The sequence below is a fragment of the Actinomadura sp. 9N215 genome, from assembly GCF_044326345.1.
Taxonomy (GTDB): domain Bacteria; phylum Actinomycetota; class Actinomycetes; order Streptosporangiales; family Streptosporangiaceae; genus Spirillospora.
Genome location: NZ_JBIRBA010000022.1, coordinates 158,912 through 172,616, shown reverse-complemented (window position 1 = coordinate 172,616; position 13,705 = coordinate 158,912). Strand labels below are relative to the sequence as shown.

The window sequence follows — 13,705 nt, the reverse complement described above, 5'->3', positions numbered from 1 at the left end:
CATCCCGAACCCGGAAGTTAAGCCCTCCAGCGCCGATGGTACTGCACGGGAGACTGTGTGGGAGAGTAGGACACCGCCGGACACACATTATGGGGAAGGCCCCGCCGACAACGGCGGGGCCTTACTCGTTTCTGCGGTCGCCAAATGTAGCGGACGTCGGGTTCGTTCTCCTCGTTGCGTCGTCCGTCCGTCCACTCGGCGGGGACGAAGCCGTGCCGTTCGTAGAACCGTCGCGCAGGTCCGTTGATCTGGAAGGTCCAGAGTGTGAGACCGTCCGGGCGTCGGGTCTTGGCCAGGTCGACGAGCTGGTCGCCCAGGCCGCGACCGCGCCAGGGCGGGTCCAGGTAGAGATGCTGGAGTTCGGATTGTTCGAGGACCAGCAGTCCGACGACTCGGCCGCTGGCGTCTGCGACCCAGCTCTCGTGGTTCGGGACGACCACCTGCGAGAACCATTCCGTCACCTCGGCGTCGTCATGTCGGCGACGCACGGTCGGCAGGGCGGCGGCAAAGGAACGAAGCCAGACCTGGGCCATTTCGATCGCGTCTGAGGCGTGTGCGCGCCGGAGAATGACGTCCTCTATGCTCATCTGTCCGACTATGGCAGGGGACGGCGCGTCGCGACCCGTCTGATGGTCATCGCCAATGGGGCATCCCGATCGTGTGATCGACATGGCGTGACCGCCGCCCTAGAGTGGGCGAGCGTTCGGCGGCCTTCCGCTTCGAGTGCGATTGTGCTGGACGACGTCCGCCCGAGGTCCCGCTCCTCGTGACGGCTCATGGCCTTGCCCGGCGAATCTTTGCGATGAGGAAAGTGATGACCTTCGCGATCGAGCCGATTGATCCTGCCGACCTTCCTGAGTCGTCGCCGGCCTATACGCACGGAACGTTGGTTCTCGGGGCGCAGCGGACCCTGTACATCAGCGGCCAGCCACCGTGGACCACCAAGGGCGACGTTCCGCCTGACTTCTCCGCGCAGTGCCGTCTCGCCTGGGAGAACGTCAAGACGGTCCTCATCGGCGCCGGCATGACACTCGACAATCTGGCCAAGGTCACCATTTACCTGTCCGACCGCCGGCACCGGGAACTCAACTCCCGGATCCGTCATGAGGTGCTCGGCGACCACCGGCCGGCGATCACGATCATCATCACCGGTATCTACGATGACGCCTGGCTTCTGGAGATCGAAGCCGTCGCCGTCGCGCCCGACCTGACCGCCGCGCCCAACACAGAGAACGGGATGAGCCGGCCACTGTGAGGGGCTATATAGGGGCGTCCTTGCTTTGTGATTGGTCTTGGGTGTTGCTGAATCCTCCGGCTCGTGGGCGGAACTCTCTGTCTTGCGGGCGTGACAGGTGACAGGTAGGTAAGGGCTTTGCGTTCGTCGGGGGTGCTCGGGGCGGTTGGTGAATGGTGTGACACGGCACCGGGGCGGTGAGCGGGCGGGCCGTGCCTGGCGGTGTGCCGTCGCGTCAAAAGGAGTTGCAGGACGGCCATTGCCAAGAGTGGTAGGGCGTGTGGCGAACGTGCGGTTGCCGCCGTCCTCGGTGGTTGCTTTTGGTGGCGAGGACGGCGGCGGTTCTGGTCAGTCGCCCGGGGTGAACGCGTTGAAGACCGCCTCGGGTGTGTCGCGCTTCGCGTACAGGTTCCAGGCGGCGTCGGCGATCGTGTCGGGGTCGAGGGTTCCGACGTCCATGCCGCCGAGCCTTTCGGGCTGGGACGTGACCATGCGGTGGATGTCGCCGCGTTCGATGAGACCGCCGATCGTCAGGGTTCCCGCGTAAACGCCCTGGTCGGCGAGAGCCGCATGCAGGGTCACGGCGTAGTTCCGCAGGGCCGCGGACGAGATCGCCAGGTTTCCGATTATCGGCATCGGAACGATCGAGCTGAGGCCGCCGGCGAAGAGCAGCCCTCCGCTGCCGCGCTCCAGCATGCCGGGCAGCACCGCACCGACGGTCTCGATCGCCGGATACACCCACGTCATCGCGTCCTTGGTGGCGGCCACGTCCGTGGACGTGATGGGAGTCGGATGGGCGTCGGGGTCCGCGGCGCCGGGGCCGTAGTAGACGACGTCGATGCGGCCGTGCTGTTCGGCGACCGCGTCGAGCGCGGCGAGGAGGCCGTCCCGGTCACGGACGTCGGCCGGATGCGACGTCGCCTCGATGCCCTTGGCCTTCAGCGAGGAGAGGTACCCGGGGTGGCGGGTTCCGTTCCGGGAGATGAGGGCGACGCGGTGGTCTTCGCGGCCGAAGCGGTGCGCGATCGACATGCCCAGGCCCGGCCCGGCGCCGATGACGACCGTGGTTGCTGACATGTGAGGGAACCTCCATGAAGTTGAGGATGCCCTCAAGTTAACCGAAACTTGAGGGCATCCTCAACTTCGTAGGATGGAGGCATGTCCAGGAAGACGAGGCCACCCCGGGCCGACGCCGCCCGCAATCGGGACAGACTTCTCGCCGCGGCGGCCGAGGTGTTCGGTGAGCGCGGGCTCGACGCGCCGCTGGAGGAGGTAGCGCGCCGGGCGGGCGTCAGCATCGGCACGCTTTACAACCATTTCCCGGCACGCCAGGATTTCTTCGACGCCATCTTCCCCGCGCGGCTGGCCGCGCTGGACCGGATCGCCGAGGCGGCCCTGGCCGACGCCGACCCGTGGGACGGCTTCGTCGCGTTCGTCGAGGGCCTGATCGCGTTGCAGGCCGAGGACCGGGGGCTCAACGACGCGCTGGTCCGGCGGTTCCCGCTGGCCTCAGAGGTGAGCGCGGCATGCCATCGCGGATTCGCGCGCCTGGTCCAGATCATCGCGCGGGCCAAGGAGTCGGGGCAACTCCGCGACGACTTCGAGGTGCAGGACGTCGTGACGCTGATGTGGGCGATGTCCCAGGTCATCCGCGAGTCCGTGGACGTCGCGCCGGACGTCTGGCGCCGCTGCCTCGCCTTCCACCTCGACGGTCTCCGCGCGGCCGCCGCGCATCCGATCACCGTCCGGCCGCTGACCGCGGAACAGGTCGCGGGCCTGATGACCCCCGGCTGACGCCCTGTCGGGAGCGCAGATCCGCGAGAGTCGTGCGCCTGCGGCCCCTCATCTGGGAGCGCGTGGCGATGTGGGGGAGCGGTGTGGGTGGTGGGCTGCGGTGCTTGGGTTTCTGGGTGGATCGCCCGGGCGTACTGTCGCGGCCGGGTGCGGCGGGTGTCGCTGACGTTTTCGGTGGCGGTCTAGCGGATCGGCGGCTGGGGGACGGTTTCCAGGGCTTGGAGGACGGCGTTCACCGCGGCCAGGTCGGCCTCGCTGAAGACCTGGACGCCCTCGCGTTCGAGGAGGGCGGTCGTGACGCCGTCCCCGGTGATCGGCGTGCCCGTGAAGGTGCCGTCGTAGATCCGGTGGCTGCCGCAGGACGGGCTGCCCTCCTTGAGGAGCGCGATGCGGGCGCCGGAGCGGCGGGCGGCGTCGAGGGCCTGGCGGGCGCCGTGGAGGAACTCGGCGGTCACGTCCTCGCCCGTGTCCGTGCGGACGTGGGCGGTGCCGTCCAGGACGGCGTGGCCGTCGCCGCCGACGATCTCTGCGGGCGGGCGGGGGACGGCCAGCCCGCCGGACACCTCGGGGCAGAACGGGACGAGGCGGCCCTCGGCGCGCCAGCGCTCGAAGAGGTCGCCGCCCACCGGTTTGGCCGCGCCGTCATAGCGGACCGGCCGGCCCATGAGGCACGAGCTGACCAGGATGCGTTCCACGTCGTCCAGCTTAGGCGGGTATGAGGGGCGCCGGCCGCGGTCGCCGGAGCTCGATCCAGGCCGGGCGGACAGGCGGTTACTTGCGGATGCGGCTCACGGCCAGCTGCGCCACGCGGACGGCGGCGCCCGGGTTGAGGCGGACGCCGCGCCAGGCAAGCCGCCCGTGGGCGGGCGCGACGATGAGCGCCTGGTTCCTGGCGATGCCGCGCATGATGTCGCGGGCGAGTTTCTCGGCCGTGTAGAGGCGCGGGGACGCCTTGGCGATGTCGCCGGTGGCGTCCCCGCTCATCGGCGTCTCGGGCAGGTCCGGGTTGACGTTGTGGAGCAGCGGCGTGTCGACGAAGCTCGGGCAGACGACGCTGACCTTGACGCCGCGTCCGGCGGCCTCGGCGCGCAGGCCGAGGGACAGGCCGACGACGGCGTGCTTGGTCGCGGTGTACGGGATGCCGATCGGCATCGGGACGAGCCCGGCGAGCGAGGCGGTGTTGACGATGTGGCCGCTGCCCTGCTCCAGCATGATCGGGTAGGCGGCGTGGACGCCGTGCACGACGCCCTTGAGGTTGATGTCGATCGCGCGGTTCCAGTGGTCGAGGGTGAGCTCCTCGGCGAGGCCGCCGATGGCGATGCCCGCGTTGTTGAACACCAGGTCGAGGCGTCCGTGGTCGGCGCGGACGCCCTGGTAGAGGTGGGCGACGGCTTCGGCGTCGGTGACGTCGAGCGCGGCGGACGCCGCCTTGCCCGTGCCGAGGGTGTTCAGCTTCTCGGCGACGTGCGCGGCGCCTTCAACGTTGATGTCGGTCACTACGACGGTGTCGCCGCGCGCCACCAGGGATGTGGCGACCGCGCGGCCGATGCCGGACGCGCCTCCAGTCACGATCGCGATGCTCAAGGGGGCTCCGCTCGATGTTGGACGCCGGGACCACGGGCTGCTCGGGCTCAGCGGGCTCAGCGGGCTCAGGTGGCGACGGCTGAAGGGGGTGTTCGTTCACGTGCGGCGGTGCGGCGCGGCCTCTGTCACGGGCCGTCCCGCCCCGCCGCGGGCGTCGCCACGGCGGGGCGGGGGCTCTCCGTCGGTCCTGTGGGGGCTGCCGCGCCGGCCACGGTCACGCGGCCTTGACGGCGCGGCGCTGCTTCGGTTCGTCCCAGATGCCGAACGCCTTCCAGACCTGCTTGCCGACGGGGCTGACCACGCCGAGCTCGGCCATCAGGTCGCGGATCTTGCCGACGGAGTTGGAGATCTCCGCCATCGACGCCTCGCTCTTGTACGCCTGCCGGACGACGTCCTTCGGGATGCCGAAGTGCCGCACCATCGGCCCGGGCGGCGACAGCATGATCCGCGCCATCACGCCGAGGACGACCGGCGTCGCGACGCCGAGGATCCGGCGGCGCAGCGGGTTCATGTTCGGCACCCGGTGCTTGAGGTAGTGCCGGGCGAACGAGATGTGCCGGGCCTCCTCCGCGATGTGGATCTTCATGATGGTCTCTTCGAGCGGGTGCTTGATGTGCCCGCCCTTGAGCGACTTGCGCTGGACGTAGTCGATCGGGTCCTCGCCGCCGAGCACGAAGATGAAGAACATCTCGGTGCTGACCAGCGGGATCCACGGCGCGGCCTGCGCGATGAGGCTGAGCGAGCGCGGCATGCCGCGGATCGGCATCTTCGTCCGGTTCACGAACTCCTGGAACATCATCCCGTGGTGACATTCCTCGGTCGTCTCGTGGTAGACGTACCGGAATTCGGGGCGTCCGTTCGGCAGCCGGTAGGCGTAGTTCAGCAGCCCGCGCTTCAGCAGGTTCTCGAACTGCAGGCCGATCTTCATGGCGGTCGCGACGCGCCACAGCCCGATCTGCGCTTGGACCTCCGGCGGCTGCGACCCGTACCAGGCGGTCTCGCCGAGCCGGTCGAACGGCGGCAGCACCCAGCGCGGGTCGTTCTTGTCGACGGTGAACTCGGGGTCGTCCCACGGGATGTCGGCGTAGGCCTCCCAGTGCTTGTCGACCGACGCCTTGTTCAGGCGGTCGATGACGCCGAGGTAGGACTTCTTGTCCTTGACCTGCTCGCGGACCTCTTCGGCGAGTTCGGTGGGGGCTTTCGGCATGTCGGGCGCTCCCTCGGGGCGGTGCGGTCGGCCGCGGCCGACGAGGTGTTCAGGAGGTTCGGTCGGGACGTTCGGGAGGTGCGGACGGGGGCGTTCCTGGGCCCGGGACGATCAGCCGTGCGACGTCCTTGACCTGGCGCAGCACGGCGGCCTGGTGGCCGTCGGCGTCGTCGTCCAGCGCGTTCTGTATGGACAGCCCGACGAACATCGCGAACACGCCGCGCAGCATCGTCGGGACGAAGTCGGGGGGCAGCGTGTTCTCCGGGAACAGCCGCTCGAACACCTCCAGGATGACCTGGAGGATCCGCTCGTTCAGGTCGCGGCACAGCGGGCGTAGCTCGTCGTCGGTGCGGGCCGCGACGGCCAGTTCCGTGAGGGCCTTGGCCGGACGTCCGCGGAACACCTCCCACAGGAGGTCGAGCGCGCCGGAGACGTCGCGCCGCTCGGGCGGGAGCGCCGCGAACGCGGTCACGTACGCCAAACGCTGCGCTTCGAGCAGATGCTCCAGCGCGGCCGCGACCAGCACCATCTTGGTGGGGTAGTGGTGCTGCTGCGCCCCGCGCGACACTCCCGCGCGGCGGGCCACCTCGGTGGTGGACGTCCCTGACCAGCCGAGGTCCACCAGGCATTCCATGGTGGCCTCCAGGAGGCTGGCCCGCGTGCGCGACCGGCGCTCCTCCTGCGTCCGGCGGCGAGACGGGATGTGCCGGTGGCGTCGGCGGCTGCTTACTGTCACGCCCCCGACGGTACGAGCCGACATACAAGCAAGCAAGCCTGCATGTATGTTGCCCGCATCACAATTGGACATCGCGTCTTATTGATCTTCGCGAACGGGGCGGCGTACCGCGGCGGACGTAGACGGAGGCGCCCGGGTGCTTCGCTGGGAGCAGGCGGGGTGCCTCTCCTCACCCGACGACGGGCGGCGGACCTCGACGCCACGATCCCGGACATGGGAAACGCAGCAGAAGCAAGGCGATCGACCAACGACGAGACGGGCGCGGGCACCGGCAAGGGCGGCGCGACCGGCAAGGGCACCGCGACGGGCCAGGGCGGCGCCCGCACGGTTCATCTCAGCAAGGTGTACGGGACCGGCGACATGGCGGTGCGCGCGCTCGACGACGTCAGCGTGGTGCTCCCGGAACGGCGGTTCACCGCGATCATGGGGCCGTCCGGCGCCGGGAAGTCCACGCTGATGCACTGTGTGGCGGGGCTGGAGGACGCGACGTCCGGCAAGGTCTACGTCGGCGACGAGGAGCTCGGCGCGCTGTCCGACCGGCGGCTGACCCGGCTCAGGCGCGAGCGCATCGGGTTCGTGTTCCAGGCGTTCAACCTGCTCCCGACGCTGACCGCCCGCGACAACATCGTCCTGCCGATGACGCTGGCCGGGACGAGCCCCGACCGGGAATGGCTGGACACGGTCGTGCGCGTCCTGAAGCTGGCGGACCGGCTCTCGCATCGTCCGTCCGAGATGTCGGGCGGGCAGCAGCAGCGGGTGGCGCTGGCGCGCGCGCTGGTCACCCGCCCGCAGATCGTGTTCGCGGACGAGCCCACCGGCAACCTCGACTCCCGCACCGGCGCCGAGGTGCTGACGCTGCTCCGCAACGCCGTGGACGACCTGGGCCAGACCGTCGCGATGGTCACCCACGACCCGGTCGCCGCAGGGCACGCCGACTCGGTGGTGTTCCTCGCCGACGGCCGCATCGTCGACATCATGGACGCGCCCACGCCCGACCGGGTGCTGGACCGCATGCGCGGGCTGGGGGACAACCGATGATTGGGCTCGTCTTCAAGGAACTGTGGGGACGCAAGCGCCGGATGGTCGGCTCCCTAGTGGCGGTCTTCCTCGGCGTGTCGTTCCTGACGGGAACGCTCGTGCTCGGCGACACCCTCGCGGGAAGCATCGACGGCTACTTCTCCAAGGCGTACGGCCAGACGGACGTCAGCGTCCGCAACTCGACCAGTGTCAGCGACGAGCCGTGGGGGTCCCGCGGTCAGATCGACGCGTCCGCGCTCGACAAGGTCCGCCAGGTGGACGGCGTCGCGAACGCCGAACCCGTCATCCAGGGGTCGGGGCAGCTGCTCGCCAAGGACGGCACGATCGTCGAGTCGCGCGGCCCGCGCACCGCCGGGAACTGGCTGAACGACCCGAAGCTCAACCCGTACCGGCTCGCCGAGGGCCGCGCGCCGCGCGCGCCGAACGAGGTCGTCATCAACAAGATGTTCGCCGACGAGGGCAAGCTGAACGTCGGCGACCGGACGGCCGTGCTCACGCCGGAGAAGGTCCCGGTGACCGTCGTCGGGATCAGCATGTTCGGCGACGAGGAGGCGTTCGGCGAGACGTCGTTCACGGCGTTCAGCCTGGACGGCGCCCGCCGGTACGTCGCGAAGTCGCCCGACCGGATCAGCGGCGTCTACGTCAGCGCGGCGGACGGCGTCAGCCAGGACGAGCTGGCGTCGCGCATCAAGCCCGTCCTGCCGGCAGGGGCCGAGGCCATCACGAACAAGGCGCAGGTCGACGAGGGCATGTCGCAGGTCGAGTCCGGGTTCCTGCAGATCTTCCGAACCGTCCTCGGCGCGTTCGGCGGGGTGGCGCTGCTCGTCGCCGCGTTCAGCATCCACAACACGTTCGCGATCACGATGGCGCAGCGGACCCGGGAGTCGGCGCTGCTGCGCGCCCTCGGCGCCGGTCGCCGCCAGGTCATGACGATCGTCGGATTCGAGGCGCTGGTCATCGGCGCCGCCGCGACCCTCGCCGGGCTCGGGGGCGGGATGGGGTTCGCGGCGCTGCTCCGTTGGCTGTTCACGCAGTTCCGCATCGGGATCGCGATGGAGGGGCTGACCGTCTCCGCCACCTCGATCCTGATCGCGGTGCCGGTCGGGCTGCTGGTGACGCTGGTCGCCGCGCTCGGGCCCGCGATGAAGGCGTCCCGGGTGGCGCCGCTGGCCGCGCTGCGCGAGGTCGCCGCCGAGTCCGCCCGCCCGACCGACACCCGCGTCATCACCGGCGGCGTGCTCGCGGCCGTCGCCGCCGGGACCGTCGTGTTCGGCGCGGTCACCGAGCAGATGGCGATGGCGGGCGCGGGCGCGCTCCTGTGCGTCATCGCGATGGTCGCGCTCGGCCCGGTCGCGGCGCGGCCGGTCGCCGCCCTGATCGGCGGGCCCGCGGCGCGGACGCGCGGCGTGTCCGGGGCGCTGGCCCGCGACAACGCCGCCCGCAGCCCGAAGCGGACCGCGGGCGCCGCGACCGCGCTGATGATCGGCGTCGGGGTGGTCACGCTGATGACGGTGTTCATCGGGTCGCTCGGCTCGTCGCTGGAGAACAGCGTCGCCGGGTCGTTCAAGGGGCCGCTCGTCGTCAACTCCGGAGGCAACGAGACCGGCGGGTTCGGGACGGGCCTCGCCCAGGACGCGGCGAAGCTCCCGCAGGTCGAACGCATCGCGGGCGCCGGAATGGGCAGCATGCGGGTGGACGGCGACGCGTCCACCGTCAGCGTCGCCGACCCGGCGGCCCTCGGACGCGTCCTCGACCTGGACGTCACCCAGGGCGCCATGACGGACGCGGGCGCGCTCGCCGTCGCGAAGGGCGTCGCCGACGACAAGGGCTGGCGGCCCGGCTCGCAGGTCCCGGTCACGTTCGCCGACGGCACGTCGCAGCGGCTCACCGTCGGCGCCGTCTACGAGAACACCGACCTGACCGGCGACTACGTCGTCCCGAGGACGGTGTGGAACGCGCACACCCGCCAGGTGCTCGACACTCGGGCGTTCGTCGTCCTCAAGCCCGGCGCGTCCGTCGCCGCCGCGACGCAGGCGCTCACCGCGCTCGCCAAGCCGTACGGCGCGCCGGAGGTGCAGACGCGGGACGACTTCGTCACCGCGCAGACCGAGGACATGCAGGGCTTCATCACCGTCGTGTACGGGATGCTGATCCTCGCCATCGTCATCGCGCTGCTCGGCATCGCGAACACGCTGTCGCTGGCCGTCCACGAACGGACCCGGGAGCTCGGGCTGCTGCGCGCGGTCGGCGCGACGCGTCCGCAGATCAGGTCGATGGTCCGCTGGGAGTCGGTGATCGTCGCGCTGTTCGGCACGGCCGGCGGGATCGGGCTCGGCGTGTTCCTCGGCTGGGGGCTCGGCAGCGCGCTCGGCAACCCGTTCGCGCCGCCCACCGTCACGCTGGTGGTGGTCGCGCTGGTCGGGGCGGTCGCGGGGGCGCTCGCCGCGATCCGTCCGGCCCGGCGGGCGGCGCGGCTGGCGATCCTGGCCGCGATCTCCGCGCCATGATCGCCCGCGTCCCGTCCCCCCGCCCGCCCGCGCGGGGGGACGGGACGCCGGTCGCACGTGGCGGGTGGACGGGACGCCGCGGTCCGGCCGTGGCTATGGTGAGTCCATGCAGGTCAACCAGTCGGGGAAGCTCACCAGCGTCTGTTACGACATCCGCGGCCCGGTGCTCAAGCGCGCCAGGCAGCTGGAGGCCGAGGGCAACAACATCCTCAAGCTGCACATCGGGAACCCGGCCCCGTTCGGGTTCGAGGCGCCGCCCGAGCTCCTCCAGGACATGATCCGCAACCTGCCGGACGCGCACGGCTACAGCGACTCCAAGGGCATCCTGCCCGCCCGCCGCGCCATCGTGCAGCGCCTGGAGGACGACGGCGTCACCGGCGTCGACGTCGAGGACGTCTACCTCGGCAACGGCGTCTCAGAGCTGATCGTGATGACGCTCCAGGCGCTGCTCAACGACGGCGACGAGGTCCTGATCCCGGCGCCCGACTACCCGCTGTGGACGGCCGCCGTGTCGCTGTGCGGCGGGACGCCCGTCCACTACCTGTGCGACGAGTCCGCCGACTGGGCGCCGGGCCTGGACGACATCGAGGCCAGGATCGGCGACCGGACGCGGGCGCTGGTGCTGATCAACCCGAACAACCCGACCGGGGCCGTCTACCCGCGCGAGGTCCTCGCCGGGGTCGTCGAGCTCGCCCGCCGCCACAACCTGATCATCTTCGCGGACGAGATCTACGACCGGATCCTGTACGACGACGCCGAGCACATCCCCATCGCGTCCCTGGCCCCCGACCTGCTGTGCCTCACCTTCGGCGGCCTCTCGAAGAACTACCGCGTCGCCGGGTTCCGCGCCGGATGGGTCGTGCTGACCGGCCCGAAGGAACACGCCGAGTCCTACATCGAGGGCCTGGACATCCTCGCCAACATGCGGCTCTGCCCCAACGTCCCCGGCCAGCACGCCATCCAGGCCGCGCTCGGCGGCTACCAGAGCATCGACGACCTCGTCCTGCCGACGGGGCGGCTCGGCGAGCAGCGCGAACGCGCCTGGAAGCTGCTGAACGACCTGCCGGGGGTGAGCTGCGTCCGTCCCATGGGCGCCCTGTATGTCTTTCCGCGCCTCGATCCCGAGCTGTACCCGATCGAGGACGACATGCGGTTCGCCCTCGACCTCCTCGAACAGCAGAAACTCCTCGTCGTGCAGGGGACCGGGTTCAACTGGCCGTCCACCGACCACTTCCGCATCGTCACCCTGCAGTACGCCGACGACCTCGAAGAGGCCGTCGGCCGCATAGGCGACTTCCTCCGCACCTATCCCCGCTGACCGGCGCGACGTTCATAGGACGCCCTGCTCAGTCGCCGCCGAAGGCGTGGCCTGGGCGTTGGTAGGGCTGGCGTGGGCGTTGGTAGGGCTGGCCTGGGCGTTGGTAGGGCTGGCCTGGGTGCTCGTCGGGCTAGGACTGGGTGCTCGTAAGGCTAGGACTGAGGCTGGTCGGTCGCGGCTGCGTCGAGGCGGCGGAGCGCGCCGCGGACGACGTCCGGGTCGGTCGTGGCCCAGAACGGCGGCAGCGTGTTCTTCAGGAAACCGCCGTAGCGGGCCGTGGCGAGCCGCGGGTCGAGGACGGCCACGACGCCCCGGTCGTCCATCGAGCGCAGCAGCCGCCCGGCGCCCTGCGCGAGCAGCAGCGCGGCGTGGGTCGCGGCGACCGCCATGAAACCGTTGCCGCCGCGCGCCGCGACCGCCCGCGACCGCGCCGACGACACCGGGTCGTCCGGGCGCGGGAAGGGGATGCGGTCCATGATGACGAGTTGCAGGGACGGGCCGGGCACGTCCACGCCCTGCCAGAGCGACAGGGTGCCGAACAGGCTGGTCCGCTCGTCCTCGGCGAACTGCTTGACCAGCAGGGACGTGGAGTCGTCGCCCTGGCACAGCAGCGGATGGGACAGGTGGTCCTTCAGCTCGTCGGCGGCCTGCCTGGCCGCCCGCATCGACGAGAACAGCCCGAGGGTGCGGCCGCCCGCCGACTCGATCAGCTCGGTGATCTCCGTCAGGTAGGCGTCGGCGAGCCCGTCCCGTCCGGGTTGCGGCAGATGCCGCGCGACGTAGAGGATGCCCGCCTTCGGGTGGTCGAACGGCGAGCCGACGTCGAGGCCCGACCACACGACCTCCGACTCCTCGCCCTTCTCCGTCGCGGTGCGGGCGAGGCCTTCGGCCGCCGTCCTCGCGTCCTTCGAGGAGTTCTCGGCCAGCGAGGGCAGGCCCCACTGGCGGGCGAGCGGCTCGAACGACCCGCCGAGCGTCAGCGTCGCCGACGTGAGGATCGCGGTGCGCCGCTCGAACAGGGTCGTCCGCAACAGGCCGCCGACGCCGATCGGCGCGACGTGCAGCGCCGGCGGACGCCTCGGCCGCCCATCCTGGACGAACGGCTTCTCCAGCCACACCACGTCGAAGCGTTCGGCCATCTCCGGCTTGAACGCGTCCAGCACGCGCACCGCCGTGTCATGCAGCTCTTCCAGCGACGAACGCGCCGCCTTGCGCGCCGCCATGTCGCCCGGGTCCGCGTCCTTCTTCTCCGGTCCGAGGGCCGTGACGCAGGCGTGCGCGACGTCGCGTACGACCGCGAGGGTGTTGCCCAGGGCGGGGGACAGGACGTCCATACGCCCGGCCTGCGAATCCTCCAGAAGCAGACCGAGACCCTCCGCGGCCTCCTTCAACCGGTCGGCGGTGGACTCCTCGATGAGCCGCCCGCATCTGCGCGCCGCCGTCTCGACCGCAGCCGCGCTGAGATCGCCGGTCGCGACCGACGTGACCCGGTCGACCAGTTCGTGCGCCTCGTCCACGACCACCACGTCGTGCTCGGGCAGGACCTGGAACTCCTCCAGCGCGTCGATCGCGAGCAGCGCGTGGTTGGTGACCACGATGTGCGCCTCGCCCGCCTCCGCCCTGGCCAGCTCGGAGAAGCACTGCGTGCCGTGCGGGCAGCGCTGCGCGCCCAGACACTCCCTGGCCGTGACCGCGACCTGCCGCCACGCCTGCTCGCTCACCCCCGGCACCAGCTCGTCCCGGTCGCCGGTCTTGGTCTCCTCCGCCCACTCATTGAGGCGCTTGACCTGGCGTCCCAGGTTGGACAGCTGCTGCGGGTCGAACAGGCTCGGGCCTTCGTCCTCCTCGGGGACGCCCGTCTGGACCCGGTGCAGGCACAGGTAGTTGCGGCGGCCCTTGAGGATCGCGAACTTCAGCTCCGTCCCGAGCAGCGGCCCGAGCGCCTCCGCCAGCCGCGGCAGGTCGCGGTCGACGAGCTGGCGCTGCAGCGCGATCGTCGCCGTGGAGACGACCACCGTCGTCTGCTTCTCCACCGCGTGCCGGATCGCCGGGACCAGGTAGGCCAGCGACTTGCCGGTGCCGGTGCCGGCCTGCGCGGCGACGTGCTCGCCGGACGCGATCGCCTTCTCGACCGCCTGCGCCATCGTCACCTGCCCTGGGCGCTCGGCTCCTCCGATGGAGGACACGGCCGCGGCGAGCAGCGTCGCCATGTCGGGAATGCGGGTATCGCTGCCGTTCAGCAGATCAGGGGCGGGCACGCCGACCAACGCTACCGCCCACGACCGAC

12 protein-coding genes, 1 rRNA gene and 1 pseudogene are annotated in these 13,705 nt (G+C 70.8%); 7 read left to right on the top strand and 7 right to left on the bottom strand.

What is annotated here, in order from left to right; translation table 11 throughout:
- Positions 1–82: ribosomal RNA gene (gene rrf / locus ACH34T_RS31455) — 5S ribosomal RNA — on the top strand; the annotation flags it as partial.
- Between the two features lie 175 nt (positions 83–257).
- Here the strand turns inward: rrf and ACH34T_RS31450 are convergent.
- Positions 258–440: pseudogene (locus ACH34T_RS31450) on the bottom strand (GNAT family N-acetyltransferase); the annotation flags it as partial.
- On the opposite strand from ACH34T_RS31450, the gene ACH34T_RS31445 reads away from it, so the two are divergent.
- Both ACH34T_RS31445 and ACH34T_RS31440 read left to right on the top strand, forming a co-directional pair.
- The gene (locus tag ACH34T_RS31445) at positions 351–548 is read left to right on the top strand and encodes a hypothetical protein (protein ID WP_396024566.1); all 198 of its coding nucleotides are present in this window, start codon (positions 351–353) and stop codon (positions 546–548) included. The pseudogene ACH34T_RS31450 and the gene ACH34T_RS31445 overlap by 90 nt on opposite strands.
- 266 nt (positions 549–814) lie before the next feature.
- A complete protein-coding gene (locus tag ACH34T_RS31440) occupies positions 815–1,255 on the top strand; it encodes a RidA family protein (protein ID WP_396024565.1) in 441 nt (146 codons plus the stop codon).
- A gap of 327 nt (positions 1,256–1,582) precedes the next feature.
- On the opposite strand, the gene ACH34T_RS31435 is transcribed toward ACH34T_RS31440, so the two are convergent.
- Entirely contained in the window at positions 1,583–2,311 is a 729-nt protein-coding gene (locus ACH34T_RS31435; protein WP_396024564.1) for an SDR family NAD(P)-dependent oxidoreductase, read from the bottom strand.
- 81 nt (positions 2,312–2,392) lie between these two features.
- On the opposite strand from ACH34T_RS31435, the gene ACH34T_RS31430 reads away from it, so the two are divergent.
- The gene (locus ACH34T_RS31430; RefSeq protein WP_396024563.1) at positions 2,393–3,028 is read left to right on the top strand and encodes a TetR/AcrR family transcriptional regulator; all 636 of its coding nucleotides are present in this window, start codon (positions 2,393–2,395) and stop codon (positions 3,026–3,028) included.
- A 182-nt stretch (positions 3,029–3,210) separates the two neighbouring features.
- On the opposite strand, the gene ACH34T_RS31425 is transcribed toward ACH34T_RS31430, so the two are convergent.
- The 4 genes from ACH34T_RS31425 to ACH34T_RS31410 form a co-directional block, all read right to left on the bottom strand.
- Positions 3,211–3,723 carry a DUF523 domain-containing protein gene (locus ACH34T_RS31425; RefSeq protein ID WP_396024562.1) on the bottom strand — a complete coding sequence of 171 codons (513 nt, stop codon included), beginning with the start codon at positions 3,721–3,723 and terminating at the stop codon, positions 3,211–3,213.
- 76 nt (positions 3,724–3,799) lie between these two features.
- Positions 3,800–4,612, bottom strand: coding sequence for an SDR family NAD(P)-dependent oxidoreductase (locus tag ACH34T_RS31420; protein ID WP_396024561.1), 813 nt, complete (start codon positions 4,610–4,612; stop codon positions 3,800–3,802).
- Positions 4,613–4,826: 214 nt separating this feature from the next.
- Positions 4,827–5,819 (bottom strand): diiron oxygenase, encoded by a 993-nt coding sequence (locus ACH34T_RS31415; RefSeq protein ID WP_396024560.1) that lies wholly within the window; start codon positions 5,817–5,819, stop codon positions 4,827–4,829.
- A 49-nt stretch (positions 5,820–5,868) separates the two neighbouring features.
- A complete protein-coding gene (locus tag ACH34T_RS31410) occupies positions 5,869–6,555 on the bottom strand; it encodes a TetR/AcrR family transcriptional regulator (RefSeq protein WP_396024559.1) in 687 nt (228 codons plus the stop codon).
- Between the two features lie 213 nt (positions 6,556–6,768).
- Between ACH34T_RS31410 and ACH34T_RS31405 the strand changes: the two genes are divergently transcribed.
- From ACH34T_RS31405 to ACH34T_RS31395, 3 genes are all read left to right on the top strand, one after another.
- The gene (locus tag ACH34T_RS31405) at positions 6,769–7,593 is read left to right on the top strand and encodes an ABC transporter ATP-binding protein (protein WP_396024558.1); all 825 of its coding nucleotides are present in this window, start codon (positions 6,769–6,771) and stop codon (positions 7,591–7,593) included.
- Positions 7,590–10,100 (top strand): ABC transporter permease, encoded by a 2,511-nt coding sequence (locus ACH34T_RS31400; protein ID WP_396024557.1) that lies wholly within the window; start codon positions 7,590–7,592, stop codon positions 10,098–10,100. The genes ACH34T_RS31405 and ACH34T_RS31400 overlap by 4 nt, the downstream gene beginning before the upstream one ends.
- Before the next feature lie 106 nt (positions 10,101–10,206).
- The gene (locus tag ACH34T_RS31395; RefSeq protein WP_396024556.1) at positions 10,207–11,418 is read left to right on the top strand and encodes a pyridoxal phosphate-dependent aminotransferase; all 1,212 of its coding nucleotides are present in this window, start codon (positions 10,207–10,209) and stop codon (positions 11,416–11,418) included.
- A 152-nt stretch (positions 11,419–11,570) separates the two neighbouring features.
- On the opposite strand, the gene ACH34T_RS31390 is transcribed toward ACH34T_RS31395, so the two are convergent.
- A complete protein-coding gene (locus ACH34T_RS31390) occupies positions 11,571–13,628 on the bottom strand; it encodes an ATP-dependent DNA helicase (RefSeq protein ID WP_396024570.1) in 2,058 nt (685 codons plus the stop codon).
- Positions 13,629–13,705: the final 77 nt, after the last annotated feature.

What these genes read in the sequence shown, in the direction of transcription:
- ACH34T_RS31445 (WP_396024566.1), top strand. Translation starts at nt 351, where the DNA reads ATGCTGGAGTTCGGATTGTTCGAGGACCAGCAGTCCGACGACTCGGCC.
- ACH34T_RS31440 (WP_396024565.1), top strand. Translation starts at nt 815, where the DNA reads ATGACCTTCGCGATCGAGCCGATTGATCCTGCCGACCTTCCTGAGTCG.
- ACH34T_RS31435 (WP_396024564.1), bottom strand. Translation starts at nt 2,311, where the DNA reads ATGTCAGCAACCACGGTCGTCATCGGCGCCGGGCCGGGCCTGGGCATG.
- ACH34T_RS31430 (WP_396024563.1), top strand. Translation starts at nt 2,393, where the DNA reads ATGTCCAGGAAGACGAGGCCACCCCGGGCCGACGCCGCCCGCAATCGG.
- ACH34T_RS31415 (WP_396024560.1), bottom strand. Translation starts at nt 5,819, where the DNA reads ATGCCGAAAGCCCCCACCGAACTCGCCGAAGAGGTCCGCGAGCAGGTC.
- ACH34T_RS31405 (WP_396024558.1), top strand. Translation starts at nt 6,769, where the DNA reads ATGGGAAACGCAGCAGAAGCAAGGCGATCGACCAACGACGAGACGGGC.
- ACH34T_RS31400 (WP_396024557.1), top strand. Translation starts at nt 7,590, where the DNA reads ATGATTGGGCTCGTCTTCAAGGAACTGTGGGGACGCAAGCGCCGGATG.
- ACH34T_RS31395 (WP_396024556.1), top strand. Translation starts at nt 10,207, where the DNA reads ATGCAGGTCAACCAGTCGGGGAAGCTCACCAGCGTCTGTTACGACATC.
- ACH34T_RS31390 (WP_396024570.1), bottom strand. Translation starts at nt 13,628, where the DNA reads ATGGCGACGCTGCTCGCCGCGGCCGTGTCCTCCATCGGAGGAGCCGAG.